We start from the raw sequence: 18,179 nt of genomic DNA on the forward strand, positions 1-18,179 counted from the left end.
CCGCGGCACGTCCGCGCGGTCGGCGACGTCGCGCTGCGCCGCTCCGCGCGGCACGGGTGGGTGCCGGGCGGGCACTGGGACGGCGCGCTGCGCGCCCCCGCGACGCTCGCCGCCGACCTGCTGCGCGTGGGCGCACCGCCCGAGGACCCCGCGCCGTACGTGTTCTCGACGCAGCTCGGGCACGAGCTCGCGCTGTTCGGCCTGCCGGGCGGCGAGGACGACGTCGAGCTGCGCGGCGACCCCGCGGACGGCGACGGCTGGACGGCCCTGTGGTTCCGGCCGGGCACCAGCACGTGCACCGCGGTCCTCACGGTCGACCGGCCCCGGGACGTCGGTGCGGCACGGCGGCTGTTCGCGGGCGCCGCGCTCCCCCGGCTCGACCGAGCGCTCGCCCGCGACCTCGCGCGCGGGCTGCGGGACACCGCGCTCGTCTGACGCGGTCGTCGGCGAGGTGCGCCCGTCTGACGCGGTCGCCGGCGAGGCCCGCTCGTCTGAGGCGTCGCCCGCGAGGCGCGTCTGACGCGTCGCCGGCGAGGCGCGCTCGTCTGACGTCCGCCGGCCGCAAGGGCCCCGACCTGCTCCGCAGACGCCGACGGCGGCGTGCGCCCTCGACCGAGGCCGGGGACGCACGCCGCCGTCCGTGCGGACGCCGGTGCCGACGCGCCGACGTCCGCGTGCGGGTCAGTGGGCGAAGTGCCGCGTGCCCGTCAGGTAGAGCGTCACGCCGGCCGCCTGCGCCGCCGCGACGACCTCCTCATCGCGCACCGAGCCGCCGGGCTGCACGACCGCGCGCACGCCCGCGTCGAGCAGGACCTGCAGGCCGTCGGCGAACGGGAAGAACGCGTCCGACGCCGCGACGGCGCCGCGCGCCCGCTCGACGTCGCCCGTGTTGGCCCGCTCGACGGCGAGCCGGCACGAGTCGACCCGGTTGACCTGGCCCATCCCGACGCCGACGGACGCGCCGCCGGACGCGAGGAGGATCGCGTTCGACTTCACGGCACGGACCGCGCGCCACGCGAACACGAGGTCGGTCAGCGTCGCGTCGTCGGCGGCCTCGCCGGCCGCGAGCGTCCACGTCGTCGGGTCGTCGCCGTCCGCGTCGACCCGGTCGACCTGCTGCACGAGCAGGCCGCCCGTCACGGGCCGCTGCTCGGTGACCCGCCCGGTCCCGGCGTCGAGCGGCGTGACCTCCAGCAGCCGGACGTTCTTCTTGCGCGTGAGCACCTCGACGGCCTCGGGCTCGAACGCCGGGGCGACGACGACCTCGGTGAACACGGGCGCGATCTGCTCGGCGGCCGCGAGCGTCAGGGTGCGGTTCGTCGCGATGACGCCACCGAACGCCGACACCGGGTCGCAGGCGTGCGCGCGGGCGTGCGCGTCGGCGACGTCGGCACCCACGGCGATGCCGCACGGGTTCGCGTGCTTGATGATCGCGACGGCCGGGGCGTCGTGGTCGTGCGCGGCACGCCAGGCCGCGTCCGCGTCGACGTAGTTGTTGTAGCTCATCTGCTTGCCGTGCAGCTGGCGCGCCCCGGCCAGCCCGCGGCCCGCGGCGCCGTCCGCCGTCACGTACAGCGCGGCTGCCTGGTGCGGGTTCTCGCCGTAGCGCAGCACGTCCGCGCGGCTCCACGTCGCGCCGGTGAACGCCGGGAACGCGTCGCCGTCGGGCGCGTAGTCGGACGCGAACCAGCCGGCGACCGCGACGTCGTACGCGGCGGTGTGCGCGAACGCCTGCGCCGCGAGCGCGCGACGCTCGGCGAGCGTGAACCCGCCGCCCTCGACGGCTGCCGCGGCGTCGGCGTACCGGGCCGGGTCGACCACGACCGCGACGCTCGGGTGGTTCTTGGCCGCGGCGCGCACCATCGACGGGCCGCCGATGTCGATCTGCTCGACGCACTCGTCGGGGCTCGCGCCCGACGCGACGGTCGCCGTGAACGGGTACAGGTTGACCACGACCAGCTCGAACGGCGCGATGCCCAGCTCGTCGAGCTGCGCGACGTGCTCGGGCAGGCGCGTGTCGGCGAGGATCCCGGCGTGCACGCGCGGGTGCAGCGTCTTGACGCGCCCGTCGAGGCACTCGGGGAACCCGGTGAGGTCCTCGACGCGCGTCACGGGCACCCCGGTCGCGGCGACGGTCGACGCGGTCGAGCCCGTCGAGACGATCTCGACGCCCGCCGCGTGCAGGGCGGCGGCGAGCTCGGTCAGGCCGGTCTTGTCGTAGACGCTGACGAGCGCGCGGCGCACGGGCCGCCGCGTGGCGGCGTCGTCGGGCGCGACGGACGCGCCGGCGGACGGGGCGGGGGTGGGCACGGAGGAGGACATCGGCAGCTCCCGGTCGGGTGGGTCGGTCGACGGACCCAGGCACCCAGGCGGGCGGTGCGTGGCGGGGGAACTGCGGCCGCTCCCCGGTGGTTGCACCCACCTGCGCCAGTCACGACCGGGGCCGAGTCTATCGCGAGACCCGCCGACGCCGGAGGTCGGCCGGGCCACCCGCCGGGAGGGGCCGACGACGGGGACAGCCGGGCCGAGTCCTGCGGGCAGGCCGTCAGGCGGGCGTGCGGGCGGGCCGTCAGGCGGGCGGGCCGTCAGGCGGGCGGGCCGTCAGGCGGGCGGGCCGATGACCGCGGTGCGGCCGTCCACGTGCAGGCCCTCGCGCGCGATCCGGCCGACGCTCTCGACGAGCAGCCGCCGCTCGACGACCTTGATGCGCTCGTGCAGCGTCGCCTCGTCGTCGCCGTCGAGCACGGGCACGGCCTCCTGCGCGAGGATCGGGCCGCTGTCGACGCCCGCGTCGAGGACGATGACGCTGCACCCCGTGACCTTGACGCCGTACGCGAGGGCGTCGCGCACCCCGTGCGCGCCCGGGAACGACGGCAGCAGCGCGGGGTGGGTGTTGATCATCCGGCCGCCGAACCGCTCGAGCGACGGCGCGCCGAGGATCTTCATGAAGCCGGCGTGCACGACGAGGTCCGGGGAGAACACGGCCATCGCCTCGGCGAAGGCGACGTCCCACGCGGCCCGGTCGGGGAAGTCCTTGAGCGAGACGACGACCGTGGGGATCCCGGCGTCGCGCGCGACGTCGAGCGCCCGGATGCCGGGGCGGTCGGACAGCACCCCCACGACGCGGGCGCCGAAGGCGGGGTCGTCGTGCGCGTCGAGCAGCGCCGCGAGGTTCGACCCGGTCCCCGAGACGAGGACGACGAGGCGCCCGGCGCTGCGGGTCGCGGGGCGCTCGTCGTGCGGGCCCGGGCGGTCGGCGGAGGACGGCGTCGGCACGGTGGGGGTCACGGCGCCGACCCTACCCGGCGCTCTCCGGCGGCGGGGGCCGCGGCCAGGGCCGCGCCCGGTGACGAGGTCGACCGATCCCGGGGGCGGCCGGGGACGTCGGCGGAGGAGCGGTCGGGTGCCGAACGGTTGCCGCGCCCACGCCGAACCTGCGGGAGAATGACCCGGTGAGCAACCCGTACGCCCCGCCGGAGGACCGTCCGCGGACGGACGACGGTGCCGCGCCGCAGCCCACCCCGGTGCCGGGACCGCCCGCGCACGCGCCCGACGGGCGGCCGCCGCTCGTCCCCGTCCCGACCGAGGCCCCTCGCGAGCGGCGCGAGCCCGACCCGGCCGAGGTCCTGCGCACGGCCCAGCGGGCACGCACCGCGGGCGTCCTGCTCGTCGCGTCGGTGCTGGTCGTGGGCCTGCCGGTGCCGTGGCAGGCCGCGGCGCTGCCGTTCGCGCTGGCGGCGTTCGTGCTCGGGATCCGCGCCCTCGTCGGTGCCGTGCGCTCGCGGGCGCAGGGCGCGCTGCCCGCGGTCCTCGCGCTGCTGGTCGGGCTCGCCGGCATGTGGGTCTCCCTCACGGCGGGGACCCTCCTCATGTGGCAGGTCCAGACCGCCCACCAGGAGTGCATGGCGGGGGCGCTGACGGTGACGGCGCAGCAGCGGTGCCAGGACGCGCTCGACGAGGGGCGCCTCGACCTGCAGCGCTCGATCCTCGAGCGCGCACAGCAGGGCTGACCCGGCCCGGCGTCGCCGCCCGCGGGCACGGTGGGCCGTCAGTCGGCGTCGGCCGCGTCCGGTGCGGTCCGCCGCGCGGGCACGCGCAGCAGGTCCCGGACGCGGGCACGCACGTGGGCGTCGCCCGGGAGCACGACGAGCAGCGACCCGACGAGCAGCCCCGCGGCGACCGCACCGCCCACGGCCCACCCGTGCGCGCCGACCGACGCCATGCGTCCGGGGCCCGCGGCACCGCTCGCGACGGTGACGAGCAGCGCGACGAGGAGCCCGCCGGTCACGGCGAGCACACCGCACGCGGCGACGGAGTGCCAGGCACGGGTCGTCCGCAGCACGCGGTGCAGGTACCAGCCCGCGACGAGGCCGACGACGACGAGGACGACCGGTGCGGCCGTGGACGTCGGGCCGACCGTGTCGGGAGCGGGGAGCCCGCCGAGCATCGGGACCGCGGGCAGCGGCGTCGCGACGACCTCGGACGGCGCGAACCGGCTGCCGAGGCCCACGACGAACCCGGGGCCGGCGAGCCAGGCGAGAGCCCAGACGACGAGGTTCGGCAGGTAGGCGAGCTCGGCGACGGCGAGCACGACGCCGCCGACCGCGTCGAGGCCCAGCCCGTCGACGACGTCGCCGACGGTCGCGCGCCCCGCGACGACCCACACGGTCACGAGCAGCGCGGCGACGCCGACGAGCAGCGTGGACGCGAGGCCGCCCGCGGCGGCGCCGGACCGGACGTAGGGCGTCGCCCGTGACCACAGCGGCCGGGTGAGGGACCGCAGGCCCGGCGCCTCCGGCCGGCGCAGCAGCCCGGCGCCGAGTCCGATCCCGCCGACGAGGACGGCACCGAGGACGGCGCGCAGCACGGAGCCGCCGAGCAGGAGCGCCACGACGACGGTGACCAGCACGTACGTCGCGACGGCGGCCGCGTAGCCGGACCGGGTCGCGACGCCCGAGCGTCGTGCGGACGCGTAGCAGGCGAACGCCGCCAGGGCGGTGACGCCGAGCGGCACGAGAGTCACGGTCGTCGTCGCGACCGCGGCAGGCACTCCGTGCCCGAGGAGCCACACCGCGGCGCCGACCGCGACGGCCTGCGGCCACGCGACGTCGGCGTTGCTCGGGTCCGCGGAGGTCGCGACGAACGCCGCGACGGCGGGGATCGTCAGTGCGCCCAGGGACAGCAGCGCCGCCTGCAGCGCGACGAGGGCACCGGTCGCCCAGCGCGGCGAGCCGTCGAGGGCGCTCGTGAAGAACGCGGGGCGCCGGCGTCCGGCGTCGTCGGGGGTGCGGCGGCCCGGACGGGTCATGACGGGCGTCCGGCCCGTCCGCGGTCCTGCGGCGCTCATCCGGACATCGTCACCGCAGCGGGACGGACCGCCCCGGACGTCACCCCGGCGAGTCGGCACCTGGTGCGTCGACCGGCACCGTCAGCGGCCCCCCGGGACGCACGACGCCCCCGCCCCGAGAGGTCCGGGGCCGGGGGCGTCGGCACGGTGCTCAGGCGCGGGTGAGCAGCTCGCGGGCGAGCGCGGCGGTCTCGGACGGCGTCTTGCCGACCTTGACGCCGGCGGCCTCGAGCGCCTCCTTCTTGGCCTGCGCGGTGCCGGACGAGCCGGACACGATCGCGCCCGCGTGGCCCATGGTCTTGCCCTCGGGGGCGGTGAAGCCCGCGACGTAGCCGACGACCGGCTTGGTGACGTTCGCCTGGATGAAGGCCGCAGCCCGCTCCTCGGCGTCGCCGCCGATCTCGCCGATCATGACGATGATCTCGGTGTCGGGGTCGGCCTCGAACGCGGCGAGCGCGTCGATGTGCGTCGTGCCGATGATCGGGTCGCCGCCGATGCCGATGGCCGTCGAGAACCCGAAGTCCCGCAGCTCGTACATCATCTGGTAGGTCAGGGTGCCGGACTTCGACACGAGGCCGACCTTGCCGGGGCCCGTGATGTCGGCGGGGATGATCCCGACGTTCGACTTCCCGGGGCTGATGAGGCCGGGGCAGTTGGGGCCGACGAGCCGGACGCCCTTCTCCTGCGCGTAGGAGAAGAACTCCGCGGTGTCGGCCACCGGGACGCCCTCGGTGATGATGACCGCGAGCGGGATGCCCGCGTCGACGGCCTCGACGACGGCGGCCTTGGTGTGGGCCGGCGGGACGAAGATCACGGAGACGTCGGCGCCGGTCTTCTCGATGGCCTCGGCCACGGAGCCGAACACGGGGACGTCGACGTCGCCGAACGTCACCGACGTGCCGGCCTTGCGGGGGTTCACGCCGCCGACCACGTTCGTGCCGGACGCGAGCATGCGGGTCGTGTGCTTCTGGCCCTCGGAACCCGTCATGCCCTGGACGATGACCTTGGAGTCCTCGGTCAGGAAGATCGCCATGGTGGTGTGTGCTTCTCTCTGCGTCGGGAGCTGTCGGGAGGTCAGGCGGCGGAGTGCGCCAGGCGGGCGGCCTCGTCGGCGCCGCCGTCCATCGTGTCGGCGAGCGTCACGAGCGGGTGGCCGGCGTCCGCGAGGATGCGGCGGCCCTCCAGCACGTTGTTGCCGTCGAGGCGGACGACGAGGGGCTTGTTCTCCTCGTCGCCGAGGATCTCGAGGGCCGCGACGATGCCGTTGGCGACGGCGTCGCACGCGGTGATGCCGCCGAAGACGTTGACGAACACCGACTTGACCTGCGGGTCCGTGAGGATGATGTGCAGCCCGGCTGCCATGATCTCGGCCGAGGCGCCACCGCCGATGTCGAGGAAGTTCGCGGGCTTGACCCCGCCGTGGGCCTCGCCGGCGTACGCGACGACGTCGAGCGTGCTCATGACGAGCCCCGCGCCGTTGCCGATGATGCCGACCTCGCCGTCGAGCTTGACGTAGTTGAGGTCCTTCTCCTTCGCGGCCGCCTCGAGCGGGTCCGCCGCAGCCTTGTCCTCGAGCGCCTCGTGGTCCGCGTGGCGGAAGCCGGCGTTCTCGTCGAGCGTGACCTTGCCGTCGAGCGCGACGACGTCGCCGTCCTCGGTGAGGACCAGCGGGTTGACCTCGACCAGCGTGGCGTCCTCGGCCTGGTAGACGGTCCACAGCTTCTGCAGCACGTCGGCGACCTTGCCGGCGATCTCGGGCGCGAAGCCCGCGGCGGCGACGATCTCGTCGGCCTTCGCCTGGTCGATGCCGGTCCGCGGGTCGACCGCGACCTTGGCCAGCGCCTCGGGGCGCTCGACGGCGAGCTGCTCGATGTCCATGCCGCCCTCGACCGAGGCCATCGCCAGGTAGCGACGCTCGGCGCGGTCCAGCAGCAGGGAGAAGTAGAACTCCTGCGCGATCTTCGCGCCCGCCGCGATCATCACGCGGTGGACCGTGTGGCCCTTGATGTCCATGCCGAGGATCTCGCCGGCCTTCTCGGCGGCCTCGTCGGCGGACCGGGCGAGCTTGACGCCACCGGCCTTGCCGCGGCCACCGGTCTTCACCTGGGCCTTGACGACGACCACACCGCCCTCGGGGGGCAGCAGGCGGGTCGCGGCCTCGCGGGCCTCGTCCGGGGTCGTGGCGACGATGCCGCCGAGCACGGGCACGCCGTGCTTCTCGAAGATGTCACGTGCCTGGTACTCGAACAGGTCCACTTCGGTCCGGTTCCTCTCGTCGACCGCCCTGCGCGACCTCGGTCCGGCCGCAGCGCCGTCGTCGATCGTAGCCGCCGCCCGGAGATATCTTCACATCGAGAGATGTGGCGTGCGTGACGTCAGCCGCGACCCGCGGCGGCCGCGCACGCGACGCACGTCGTCGCGGTCGGCCGCGCGGCGAGACGGGCGTCGGGAATCGGCCGGCCGCAGCGTGCGCACGTGCCGTACGTGCCGTCGGCCAGACGCTCCTCGGCGCGCTCGACCTCGGCGAGCCGCTGGGTCGCGGCCCGGGCGAGCGCGTCGACCTGCGCCCGCTCGAACGCGATCGTCGCGCCCTCGGGGTCGTGCTCGTCGTCCGCGTTGCTGTCGCGGGAGGCGTCCACGACGGCGGCGTGCTCGTCGCGGAGCGCGGCGAGACGCCGCACGGCCTCGTCCCGCACCTCGGCCAGCAGCACCCGCGCCTCGTCGTCGTCCACCGTCCCAGCCTGCCGCGCACCACCCACGCCGCACGCGGGGCGCCGCTACCGTCGACGCGTGCCACAGCCGGACGGTCCTCCGACCCCTTCCCGCGCGATCGTCCTCGACGGCCTCGCGGCGCGCGTGCCGGACGCGCGCCTGCTCGGTCGCCCGGTCCTGGTCGCCGTGGACGGCGTCGACGGCGCGGGCAAGACGGTGCTGGCCGACGAGCTCGCCGCCGTGCTGCGCGCCGCCGGGCGCACCGTCGTGCGCGCCTCGGTCGACGGCTTCCACCGCCCTCGGGCCGAGCGGTACGCGCGCGGGCGGTCCGCGCCCGCGGGCTTCTTCCTCGACTCGTACGACCTCGACGCGCTGCGCCGCGAGCTGCTCGAGCCGTTCGCCCCGGGCGGGTCGCGGCGGTACCGGCGGGCGGTCCGGGACGTCGCGACGGACACCGCGCTCGACCTGCCGCGGGAGGTCGCCGCCGACGACGCCGTGCTGGTCGTCGACGGCATCTTCCTGCAGCGCGACGAGCTCGCGTCGTGGTGGGACGTGGCGGTGTTCCTCGACGTGCCGTTCGACGTGACGTTCGCGCGGATGGCGGTCCGGGACGGGTGCCCGCCCGACCCCGCGCACGCCGACAACCGGCGGTACGTGGAGGGTCAGCGGCTCTACCTGCGCACGGCGGACCCTGCGACCCGGGCGACGGTGGTCGTCGACAACGCCGACCCGGGCGCGCCCCGCGTGGTGCGCGGCTGACGGCCCGCCGAGCGTGTCAACACGAGTTGACACGCTCTCGTCGTCAACCTATGTTGACGTCATGTCCGCCGAGCTCCTGACCGCCGCCGCCGGCGACGACCCCGCCGAGGGTCTGCGCGCCGTCCGCTCGCTGCGCGTCCTCGCCGACCGGCTGGAGGCGCTGCACGTCGAGCGCGCCCGCCGCCTCGGCTGGCCGTGGCAGCACATCGCCGACGCCCTCGGCGTCACGCGGCAGGCCGTCCACAAGAAGTACGGGAAGAGGTACCCCTGATGTTCGAACGGTTCACCCGGGACGCCCGCACCGCCGTCGAGCGCGCCCAGGACGTCGCCCGACGCCTCGGCGCGGACCACATCGGCGCCGAGCACGTCCTGCTGGGCGCCGTCGCCGCCGACGACACCGTCGCGCGCCGCGCGCTCGACCGGGCCGGCGTCGACGTCGCCGCGCTCGAGCAGGCCGTCCGGACGCTGCCGTCGGACGCCCTCGACGCCGACGCGCTCGCCGGGCTCGGCATCGACCTCGACGCCGTCCGCGAGCAGGTCGAGGCGACGTTCGGCCCCGGCGCGCTCGACGACCCCACCGGCGCAGGACGCTCGCCGCGCGGGCACATCCCGTTCGACGCCCACGCGAAGAAGCTGCTCGAGGTGTCGCTGCGCGAGGCGATCCGCTTCAAGCACCGGCGGATCGACACCGGCCACCTGCTGCTCGCCGCCGCCCGGCTGGAGACCACCCCGGCCGGGCGCGCGCTCACGCAGCTCGGCCTCGACCGCCCGTCGGTCGAGGACGCGGTCGTCGCGACCTGGGCGTCGACACCGGTCTGACGCCCGCGTCAGGCCCGCAGGAAGAGGACCGCCACGCCCGCCGACACCGCGAGTCCCAGCACGATCGCCGCGACGCCCGCCACCATCATGACGACGCCGCCCAGCGCCCGCGGGCTCGCCACCTGCTCGAGCACGACGTCGTCGGGACGCTGCGGGTGTACCCAGACGGTGAGCCGGTCGCCCTGCTGCACGAGCAGCCCTGACGTGCGGACCGACGCCAGGCCCTCGACGCGCGTCGCGCGACGCCAGCCCCCGGGCACCGGGTAGTCGAAGGTCACCTTGCTCGGCCGCGTGAAGTTCGAGTAGTCGACGACCACCGCGTCGACCGGCACCCGGCCGCCCGTCGCCGACGAGCGGCGCAGCGCCGACCCGCCGAGCAGCAGGGCCAGCCCGCCGCCCACCGAGACCAGCAGGATGAACGCGAGGAAGACGACGTGGGTGGCCTGCACGGTCAGCCCAGCGTGAGCGAGCGGACGACCGCGAGCGCGGACGACCCGTCGAGCGCGCCCGCCGGGGCGTACGCCGACGCCCGGACCAGGTTGCCGTCGGCGCCGGTGACGAGCAGGTCGAGCCCCTCGATCGACGTCGTCGACCCGTCCTGGAGCGCGACCTCCTCGGTCCACGTGATGACGACGGACTGGTCCGAGCCCGGCCACTCGACGGGGGCACGCACGAAGTCGCTGATCGACTCGTTGAGCTTCTTGTCGTTCTCGGTGACCCACGTCTGCTCGTACACGCCGCTCGTCGCGGCACGCTCGACGGCGACCTGGACGACGGGCAGCCCCTGCGCGTCCGCGCCGGGCATCCGGAACGTCACCTCGTCGCCGTCGGTCGCGCCCTCGGCCGCCGCGCCCGCGGGCACGCGGATCGTCGCGACACCGCCGACCGACACCTCGTCGCCCTCCGCCGAGGCGTCCGGGGTCAGGTCCGACGGGGGCGCCGTGGGCTCGCGCACGTCCTGCACGGTGCCGCCGGCCGGCTCGCCGGAGCCGCCCGTCGCGTCGTCCGAGGTCGAACCGGACCCCGAGCACGCCGCGAGCGACACCACCACCGCGAGGGCGACGACGCCGCCCCACCCCGCACGCAACCCCGTCATGCCCGACCTCCGGATCCTGCGGGTCTGCCCCGCGCCGGGCGAACTGTACCCGAGCGTCACTGGCTGCAGCCGGTCCACTGGTTCCAGCCCGACCCGTTGTAGTAGAAGGCGTCACCGGACGTGACGGTCGTCTGCGTGTTCGCGAAGTCGGCGCCGAAGCCGACCGGCCCGATCTTCGCGTTGAGCTGCGCCGCGAGCGACGTGTCGCTGTCGTACGTGACGTCCTGGCGGGTGAGGATCCCCCGCTGGCGGGCCGCCTCGAGGAACGTCGTGACCGCGTCCTTGCCGCCCTCGTAGCGCTGCACCGGGTTCTTCGTCGTGATGCCCGACGCCTGCAGCAGGCCGAGGCCGATGTCGACGGTCTCCGGGCCGGTGAGCTCCAGGCTCGCCTCGAAGCGCGTGCCGCCCGACGGGTTCTCCGCGAGCAGCTCGCCCGCGAAGAGGTTGGAGATCTCCGCCTTGGCGTTGCCCGCCGCGAGGCCCGTCGCCGTGATCTTCACCGGGTTGCCCTCGGGGTCGACCGTCACGGCGAGCACGATCTCCGCCTTGCCGCCGGCGCCGAGCTCGGTCTCGTTGATGCCGTCCTGCTGCGTGAGCTTCGCCTCGCCCTCGTACGTCGTCCGGTAGAACGTCGTCAGAGCGCCGGTCTTCACGTCGATGCGCGAGCCGAGGACCGTGGCCGCGTTGCCGGACACCGCACCACCCTGGACCAGGCTCGCGGCGCTCGCCGAGCCGTCGGCGAGGATGCCCGCGTAGCCGAACAGCTCGTCCGGGGCGGGCGGCGTGTACAGGTCGCCCTGCACCCAGTCGAGCAGCTGGCCACCCGCGTTGCCCACCGTCGAGACGGCGCCGCCGAGCGGGCCGGTCGCGGCGAGCGTCGCCCAGTCACGCTGCTCCTTGAGGTAGTCGACCAGCGCGGTCTTGCCCTTCTCGTCGACGACCCACGTCGCACCGCCGCCCGCTGCCACGTACGCCGCGGCCGACGCCTGCGCCTCTCCGCCGTGGATCTTGTCGTCCACGGTGACGTTGAGCCCGCCGCCGACCCCCGCGGTGAGGCCCGCGCCGGCCTGCCCGTCGACGGACACCCGGTAGGTGTCGTCCGACATGGTCTCGACGCGGATCGTCCCGCCGCCCTCGACCGCCACGAACATCACGGAGACCGAGGCCTGCCGCCCGTCGAGCATGTCGTCGACGACGCACGCCTGCGTCGGCTTGTGCTGCGCCTGGTCGATCGTCGGGGGCGCGCCGCAGCCGCCCTGGCCCAGGGTCACGATCCGGCACAGGTGGTAGGCGAGGTTGTCCTGCAGCCACTGCCCGCCGGGCGTCATCACGGTCACGAGGGTCACGACGAGGAGCACCGCGACACCGATCGCGCCGAGGCTCTCCAGCGAGGCCTGTCCGGCGTCGTCGTAGCCCGACCACGCGGGACGGCCCGAGACCGTGGACCGGTTGGTCGACAGGGAGCGCGGCGCGACGAGCAGGCCCGCGAGCGCGCCGACGGCGACGAACAGCACGAGCGTGACGAGGGCGGACACGACGTCGACGCCCTCGCTCTTCGCCAGCTCGAGGGCAGCGCCGAGCATGCCGACGACCAGCCCCGTGCCCGTCCCCGCGAGAGCGGCGGCGGGCACCGCGTCCGCACGACGCTCGGTGCCCGCGTTGCGGCGACGGCGTGCCGCGACGACACCGGCCACGAGCGGCGCCACGAGCTGCAGGAGCAGCAGCACCGCCCCGAGCGCCACGGCGCCTCCGGTGGCGGCCGTCCGCCCGACGGTGGGCACGACGAGCAGGTTCACGACGACGAACGTCACGAACCCGATGGCGGTCCCGACGAGGGCGGGCCCCCAGTCCTTCTGCTGCATCGCATCCCTTCCACCCCGCACGCCCACGACGGGCGACACGGGGACGCTACGGGCAGACCGGTCGGCGGGGGCGGGCCCACGGGCCCAAACCCGGGCCCGTCCTTCGTGCCGCCGGCGCAGGCGCCGCCCGCTGCGCGTGCTCGCGCACGACCCGGGCCCGGCAGCACGTCACTGCCCGCCGGGCGGCGTACCCCTGGCGCGGGCCCGGCTACAGCTTGGTGACGGGCGAGTACCGCAGCAGCAGCCGCTTGGTGCCCTCGGTGCCGAAGTCGACCTTCGCGACGGCGTTCGGACCGGCGCCCTCGAGCCCGACGACCGTCCCGAGCCCGTACGCGTCGTGCGTCACGCGGTCGCCGATCGCGAGCGTGGGGACCGCCGTGTCCGACCGCGGCGTCGCCGAGCCGAACTTCGCGCCCGTCGCGGGCAGGGTGGGGCGCGTCTCCCGCGCGGCGGGCGCCGGACGACCGCCCCCACCGCCGCCGGCCCGCTGGCCGCCGCCGTAGCCCGAGCCCCCGCGCGAGCCGTAGCCCCCGCCGGACCCGAAGCCCGAGCCCCAGCCACCGCGCAGCTGCGACGTCGACGACTCGCGCCGCCGCCAGTCGACGAGGTCCTCGGGCAGGTCGTCGAGGAACCGGCTCGGCGGGAACTCGTTCGGCACGCCCCAGGCCGTGCGGACCGCCGCGCGCGAGATGTACAGCCGCTCGCGCGCGCGGGTCAGGCCGACGTACGCGAGCCGTCGCTCCTCCGCAAGCTGGTCGGTGTCCGTGAGCGAGCGCATGTGCGGGAAGGTCCCGTCCTCCATGCCCGTGAGGAACACGACGGGGAACTCCAGGCCCTTCGCGGTGTGCAGCGTCATGAGCGTGACGACGCCCTGGTCGGGCTGGCGCGGTGCGTCGTCGTCGCTCCCGTCGCCGCCGTCGGGCGTCGGGATCTGGTCGGAGTCCGCGACGAGCGAGACGCGCTCGAGGAAGTCCGCGAGGTCGCCGTCGGGGTCGCTCTGCTCGAACTCGCTCGCGACGGCGTGCAGCTCGGCGAGGTTCTCGACGCGCGACGCGTCCTGCGGGTCCTCGCTCGCGCGCAGCTCCGCGAGGTAGCCGGAGCGGTCGAGCACGGCACCGAGGACCTCGGCCGGACCGGCGCCCGTGAAGACGAGGACGCGCAGGTCGGACATCATCGACGCGAACGCGGACAGGCCCGTGATGGCCCGCGTGCCGAGGCCCGGGACCTCGTCGAGGCGGTCGAGCGCCGCGCCGAACGAGATGCGCTCGCGCTCCGCGAACGACGCGACCATCGCCTCCGACCGGTCGCCCAGCCCGCGCTTCGGCACGTTGAGGATGCGCCGCAGGTTGACGTCGTCGTCCGGGTTCGCCAGCGCGCGCAGGTACGCGACGGCGTCCTTGATCTCCTTGCGCTCGTAGAAGCGCGTGCCGCCGACGACCTTGTACGGCAGTCCGACGCGGACGAGCACCTCCTCCAGCGCCCGGGACTGCGCGTTCGCGCGGTAGAAGATCGCCACGTCGCCGGGGCGCACCCCGTCGGAGTCGCCGAGGCGGTCGATCTCCTGCGCGACGAAGCGCGCCTCCTCGTGCTCGGTGTCCGCGACGTACGCGACGATCTGCGCGCCCTGCCCCGAGTCGGTCCACAGCCGCTTGGGCTTGCGGCCCGGGTTGCGGCTGATGACCGCGTTCGCGGCCGACAGGATCGTCTGCGTCGAGCGGTAGTTCTGCTCCAGCAGGATCGTGCGCGCGTCCGGGTAGTCGGCCTCGAACTCGAGGATGTTGCGGATCGACGCCCCGCGGAACGCGTAGATCGACTGGTCGGCGTCGCCGACGACCGTCAGCTCGCCGCGCGGCACCTCGTCGCCGTCGGCGCCGGCCGCCGAGCCGCTGTGCCCGACGAGCTCGCGCACCAGCATGTACTGCGCGTGGTTCGTGTCCTGGTACTCGTCGACGAGCACGTGCCGGAACCGCCGCCGGTAGTGCTCGGCGACCGCCGGGAAGCCCTGCAGCAGGTGGACCGTCGACATGATGAGGTCGTCGAAGTCGAGCGCCTGCGCCTGCCGCAGCCGCGCCTGGTAGCGCGTGTACACCTGCGCGAGCGCGGTGTCGAAGTCGTTCGCCGCTCCCCCGCCGCTGGTCCGCGCGAACGTCTCCGGGTCGACGAGCTCGTCCTTGAGCGCCGAGATCTTCGCCGACAGCGCCTTCGCGGGGTAGCGCTTCGGGTCGAGGTCGAGCTCGCGCGCCACGAGCGTGAGCAGGCGCTGCGAGTCGGCCGCGTCGTAGATCGAGAAGCTCGACCGCAGGCCGAGGGTCGCGGCTTCCCGCCGCAGGATCCGGACGCACGCCGAGTGGAACGTCGAGACCCACATCGTGCGCGCCGACGGCCCGACCAGGTGCTCGACCCGTTCGCGCATCTCTGCGGCGGCCTTGTTCGTGAACGTGATCGCGAGGACCTCGCCCGGCCGCGACCGCCGGGTCGCGAGCAGGTGGGCGATGCGGTGCGTCAGCACGCGCGTCTTGCCGGAGCCCGCTCCCGCGACGATGAGCAGCGGGCCGCCCGCGTGCACGACGGCCTCCCGCTGCTGCGGGTTGAGGCCCTCCAGCAGGGCGTCCGCGCGCTCCTGGCGCTGCGCGTCGCGCTCGCGCCGGCGCTCGTCGGGGTCGTCGCCGCGCGGTGGGACGACGGCGGGCAGGCCGGACGGCTCCCCGGACGTCCGACGACCGGGGACGGCTCCGCCGGGGAGTGGCAGGGAGAGGCTCTCGAACAGCGATGTCATGACGGCACCAGCCTAGGCGCCGCCACCGACACCGACGTCACGTCACGGCCGGCCCGACGACGCCCGCGCCGCTCAGTCGGACCGGAGGGCGAGCGCAGGGCTGACCCGGGCGGCCCGCAGCGCCGGGTAGACGGACGCCGCGAGCCCGACCGTCGCCCCCAGCGCCGGGCCCGTCGCGACCAGCCAGGGGTCGAGCACCGCCGACCAACCGCTCGCCGCCGCCGTCGCGACGACCGTCGCCGACGCGACCGCGCTGCCGACGAGTCCGCCCAGCAGCCCCACCAGCCCGCCCTCGGCCAGGAACACCGCCGCCACGGCCGCCCGGCTGAACCCCAGCGCCCGCCGCAGCCCGATCTCGCCCGCGCGCGCGGTGACCGCGACGACCATCGAGTTGGCGATGAGCAGCACCGTGAGCGCCAGCAGCACCGAGCCCGTCCACGCGGCGAGCCGGTCCAGCTGCGTCGTGACGCCCCGGCGCAGCGTGTCCACGCCCACGACCGGCGACGCCGCGAGCCGCTCGGGCGCGTCCGGACGCACCGCCGTGGCGATGACGTGCGACACCGACGCACCCGCGCCCGGCACGGTCCGTACCAGCAGCGTCGAGCGGTCGTCCCGCCCGGCCTGCTCGACCGCGCGCCCGTACGGCACGACGACCGCGTCGTCGAGCCCGGCGACGCCCCCGCGCACGATCCCGAGCACGTCGTAGGCGTCGCCGTCGACCCAGACCTGCACCCCGACGGGGTTCGACACGTCCGGCACGCCGAGCACCTCGGCCGCCCGCGGACCGAGGAACGCGACCCGCGCACCGGTGTCCAGGTGCCACGAGCGGTCGGCGGGGACGTCGACGCGTGCCGCGGCCAGGTAGCCCGCGTCGAGCCCGACGACGCGCACGCGGGCACCCGCGGCACCGAAGTCTCCCGGCCGGTAGGTCTCGCCCTGCGTCCGCGTCACGGTCGTCTGGGTCACGCCCGTGAGCTCGAGCCGCATCCCGGCGCCCTCGACGAGGTCGACGGCACGGGCCCGGTCCCCCGCGTCCGCAGGGAAGATCCCGGCACCGACGACGCCGGCCCCCGCCGACGTGCCGCCGCCCGTGGCCGCCGCGACCGCGACGGGCACGGCGGACACCGTGACGACGTCGAGCGTCGACGCCGCGAGGTCCGCGTCGATCTGCGACGACGCGGCGACCGAGATGCCGACGGACGAGATCAGCGCACCGCAGCTCAGCCCGACGGCGACCGCCATGAGCAGGGCGCGCGCCGGTCGCGACCGCAGCTCGACGAGGACGTCGTCGACGAGGTCGCGCAGCGTCCCCGCCCGCCGCGGGCGCCCGGTCATGCCTCGACCCCGGGCTCGATCCGCCCGTCGACGAGCCGGACCGTCCGGTCCGCCCACGAGGCCGTGCGCGGGTCGTGGGTGATGACGACGACCGCGACGCCCGCCCGGGCCTGCTCGTCGAAGAGGTCGAGCACCGTCGCGGCGTTCCCGTCGTCCAGGTTGCCCGTCGGCTCGTCGGCGAGCAGCAGCCGCGGCTGGGTGACGACGGCACGCGCGACGGCCAGGCGCTGCTTCTCGCCGCCCGAGAGCAGCCGCCCGAGCGCGTCCGCGCGGTGGTCGAGGCCGACCCGGTGCAGGACGTCGGCGACGAGCGGCGCGCGCTCGGACCGCGGGACCGCGGCCGCCACGAGCTTGAGCAGGACGTTCTCCGCGACGGTGCGGTGGCCCAGGACGTGGCTCTCCTGGAAGACGAAACCGAGCGCCCGCGAGCGGAGCCGGTCGCGGGCGGCGCCGTCGTACCCCGCGGTGTCCTCGCCGAGCAGCCGGTACGTGCCCGACGTCGGCTCGTCGAGCAGCCCCAGCACGTTGAGCAGCGTGGACTTGCCCGAGCCGGACTGCCCGAGGATCGCGGTGCGCTCGCCCGCGGCGACGGTCAGGTCGACGCCGAGCAGCGCGTGCACGGGCGGCGACGTCGGGTAGGTGCGGCGGACGTCGCGGACCTCGACGACGCTCATGCGCCCGAGCCGGGCGCGCCCGTCGCCGTCGGCCCGTCCGTCGGCGCGTCCGTCGGCCGTCCACCGCCCGTGGACGCACCGCCGGTGAGGGCGACGACGTCCCCCTCGGTCAGCTCGTCGGACGCGACGACCGCCCACCCGTCGCCGATCGCGAGGACCTCGACGGCGACGTCGACACCACCGGCCACGACGTACGTCCCGTCCGCGCCGTCCCGGAGCGCGACGACGGGCACCGCCAGGCCGTCCACGGCCGCTGCCGCCGTCACGCTCTCGACCAGCACCGTCGCACCGTCCTCGAACGGTGGTGCGGTCGCGCCGAACGCGACCGTCACGTCGTAGCCGGGGAGCGTCGCCACCTCGTCGGGCTGCTCGAACTCCCCGACCACGGCGACGGTGGCGTCGACGACGCTCGTCGTGTCGGCCGCGGCGCTGACCCGCACCGCGCTGCCGACGGGCAGGGAGTCGACGAGCGACATCCCGACCCGGACGGTCACGGAGGGCGCGCCACCGCGGAGCCGGACGACGGGCTCACCGTCCGCGACCACGTCCGCGCCGACGGGCAGGGCGCTGACCACCCCGACCGCACCGGCGGGCAGGCGGACGACCTCGGCCATGAGGACGGGGGTGAGCGCGGCGAACCGCGCGTCGGCGAGCGCCTCGTCGGCGTCGCGGAGCGCCAGCTCGGCCTCCACCGTCGGGTCCGCGGCGGGCACGGCCGACGCACCCGCCTCGGGCGCACCGGAGGCGGCGTCACGCGCCGCAGCGGCAGCCGCGGCCGCAGCCGCCCGGTCCCGCTCGG

General features: G+C 75.7%; 18 protein-coding genes and 1 riboswitch. Of the genes, 5 read left to right on the forward strand and 13 right to left on the reverse strand.

The genetic code is table 11. The features are described 5' to 3' along the window. A partial coding sequence (locus CBZ_RS03360; RefSeq protein ID WP_281274843.1) for an oxidoreductase C-terminal domain-containing protein occupies positions 1-435 on the forward strand: 435 nt, incomplete at its 5' end. A gap of 246 nt (positions 436-681) precedes the next feature. Here CBZ_RS03360 and purH read toward each other — a convergent pair. Continuing rightward, positions 682-2,322 (reverse strand): bifunctional phosphoribosylaminoimidazolecarboxamide formyltransferase/IMP cyclohydrolase, encoded by a 1,641-nt coding sequence (gene purH / locus CBZ_RS03365; protein ID WP_130780190.1) that lies wholly within the window; start codon positions 2,320-2,322, stop codon positions 682-684. 34 nt (positions 2,323-2,356) lie between these two features. Then, positions 2,357-2,445, reverse strand: a riboswitch (ZMP/ZTP riboswitch). Positions 2,446-2,601: 156 nt separating this feature from the next. After that, positions 2,602-3,276: a phosphoribosylglycinamide formyltransferase gene (purN, locus tag CBZ_RS03370; protein ID WP_246013009.1), complete on the reverse strand. Its 675-nt coding sequence runs from the start codon at positions 3,274-3,276 to the stop codon at positions 2,602-2,604. A gap of 176 nt (positions 3,277-3,452) precedes the next feature. Here purN and CBZ_RS03375 point away from each other — a divergent pair, with 176 nt between their 5' ends. Then, the gene (locus tag CBZ_RS03375) at positions 3,453-4,010 is read left to right on the forward strand and encodes a hypothetical protein (RefSeq protein WP_130780192.1); all 558 of its coding nucleotides are present in this window, start codon (positions 3,453-3,455) and stop codon (positions 4,008-4,010) included. A gap of 38 nt (positions 4,011-4,048) precedes the next feature. On the opposite strand, the gene CBZ_RS03380 is transcribed toward CBZ_RS03375, so the two are convergent. The 4 genes from CBZ_RS03380 to CBZ_RS03395 form a co-directional block, all read right to left on the reverse strand. Continuing rightward, entirely contained in the window at positions 4,049-5,347 is a 1,299-nt protein-coding gene (locus CBZ_RS03380; protein ID WP_130780193.1) for a cell division protein PerM, read from the reverse strand. 151 nt (positions 5,348-5,498) lie between these two features. Further along, positions 5,499-6,380: a succinate--CoA ligase subunit alpha gene (sucD, locus tag CBZ_RS03385; RefSeq protein ID WP_130780194.1), complete on the reverse strand. Its 882-nt coding sequence runs from the start codon at positions 6,378-6,380 to the stop codon at positions 5,499-5,501. A gap of 41 nt (positions 6,381-6,421) precedes the next feature. After that, complete coding sequence (sucC, locus tag CBZ_RS03390; protein ID WP_130780195.1) at positions 6,422-7,603, reverse strand: ADP-forming succinate--CoA ligase subunit beta; 1,182 nt, start codon at positions 7,601-7,603, stop codon at positions 6,422-6,424. A 119-nt stretch (positions 7,604-7,722) separates the two neighbouring features. Next, entirely contained in the window at positions 7,723-8,079 is a 357-nt protein-coding gene (locus CBZ_RS03395) for a TraR/DksA family transcriptional regulator (RefSeq protein WP_130780196.1), read from the reverse strand. A 58-nt stretch (positions 8,080-8,137) separates the two neighbouring features. Here CBZ_RS03395 and CBZ_RS03400 point away from each other — a divergent pair, with 58 nt between their 5' ends. The 3 genes from CBZ_RS03400 (at position 8,138) to CBZ_RS03410 (ending at position 9,637) form a co-directional block, all read left to right on the forward strand. After that, positions 8,138-8,818 (forward strand): nucleoside/nucleotide kinase family protein, encoded by a 681-nt coding sequence (locus CBZ_RS03400; protein WP_130780197.1) that lies wholly within the window; start codon positions 8,138-8,140, stop codon positions 8,816-8,818. A 61-nt stretch (positions 8,819-8,879) separates the two neighbouring features. Next, positions 8,880-9,089 (forward strand): RNA polymerase subunit sigma-70, encoded by a 210-nt coding sequence (locus tag CBZ_RS03405; RefSeq protein WP_130780198.1) that lies wholly within the window; start codon positions 8,880-8,882, stop codon positions 9,087-9,089. Continuing rightward, on the forward strand, positions 9,089-9,637 hold the full coding sequence (locus CBZ_RS03410) for a Clp protease N-terminal domain-containing protein (protein ID WP_130780199.1): 549 nt from the start codon (positions 9,089-9,091) through the stop codon (positions 9,635-9,637). Before CBZ_RS03405 ends, CBZ_RS03410 begins: the two co-directional genes overlap by 1 nt. An 8-nt stretch (positions 9,638-9,645) precedes the next feature. Here CBZ_RS03410 and CBZ_RS20705 read toward each other — a convergent pair whose 3' ends face one another. The 7 genes from CBZ_RS20705 to CBZ_RS03440 all read right to left on the reverse strand — a co-directional run. Next, positions 9,646-10,086 carry a DUF3592 domain-containing protein gene (locus tag CBZ_RS20705; protein ID WP_165446627.1) on the reverse strand — a complete coding sequence of 147 codons (441 nt, stop codon included), beginning with the start codon at positions 10,084-10,086 and terminating at the stop codon, positions 9,646-9,648. A 2-nt stretch (positions 10,087-10,088) separates the two neighbouring features. Beyond that, complete coding sequence (locus CBZ_RS20710; RefSeq protein WP_165446628.1) at positions 10,089-10,733, reverse strand: hypothetical protein; 645 nt, start codon at positions 10,731-10,733, stop codon at positions 10,089-10,091. A gap of 56 nt (positions 10,734-10,789) precedes the next feature. Next, a complete protein-coding gene (locus tag CBZ_RS03420; protein ID WP_130780201.1) occupies positions 10,790-12,595 on the reverse strand; it encodes a hypothetical protein in 1,806 nt (601 codons plus the stop codon). Between the two features lie 208 nt (positions 12,596-12,803). After that, positions 12,804-15,371 (reverse strand): DNA helicase PcrA, encoded by a 2,568-nt coding sequence (pcrA, locus tag CBZ_RS03425; protein ID WP_130780202.1) that lies wholly within the window; start codon positions 15,369-15,371, stop codon positions 12,804-12,806. Between the two features lie 72 nt (positions 15,372-15,443). Beyond that, a complete protein-coding gene (locus CBZ_RS03430; protein WP_130780203.1) occupies positions 15,444-16,706 on the reverse strand; it encodes an ABC transporter permease in 1,263 nt (420 codons plus the stop codon). Then, positions 16,703-17,380, reverse strand: a complete 678-nt coding sequence (locus CBZ_RS03435) for an ABC transporter ATP-binding protein (protein WP_130780204.1) — start codon at positions 17,378-17,380, stop codon at positions 16,703-16,705. Before CBZ_RS03435 ends, CBZ_RS03430 begins: the two co-directional genes overlap by 4 nt. Continuing rightward, positions 17,377-18,179 (reverse strand): hypothetical protein (locus tag CBZ_RS03440; protein WP_218022700.1); only part of this gene is annotated, 803 nt, incomplete at its 5' end. The genes CBZ_RS03440 and CBZ_RS03435, both read right to left, overlap by 4 nt.

The organism is Cellulomonas biazotea (assembly GCF_004306155.1).
Taxonomy (GTDB): Bacteria; Actinomycetota; Actinomycetes; order Actinomycetales; family Cellulomonadaceae; genus Cellulomonas; species Cellulomonas biazotea.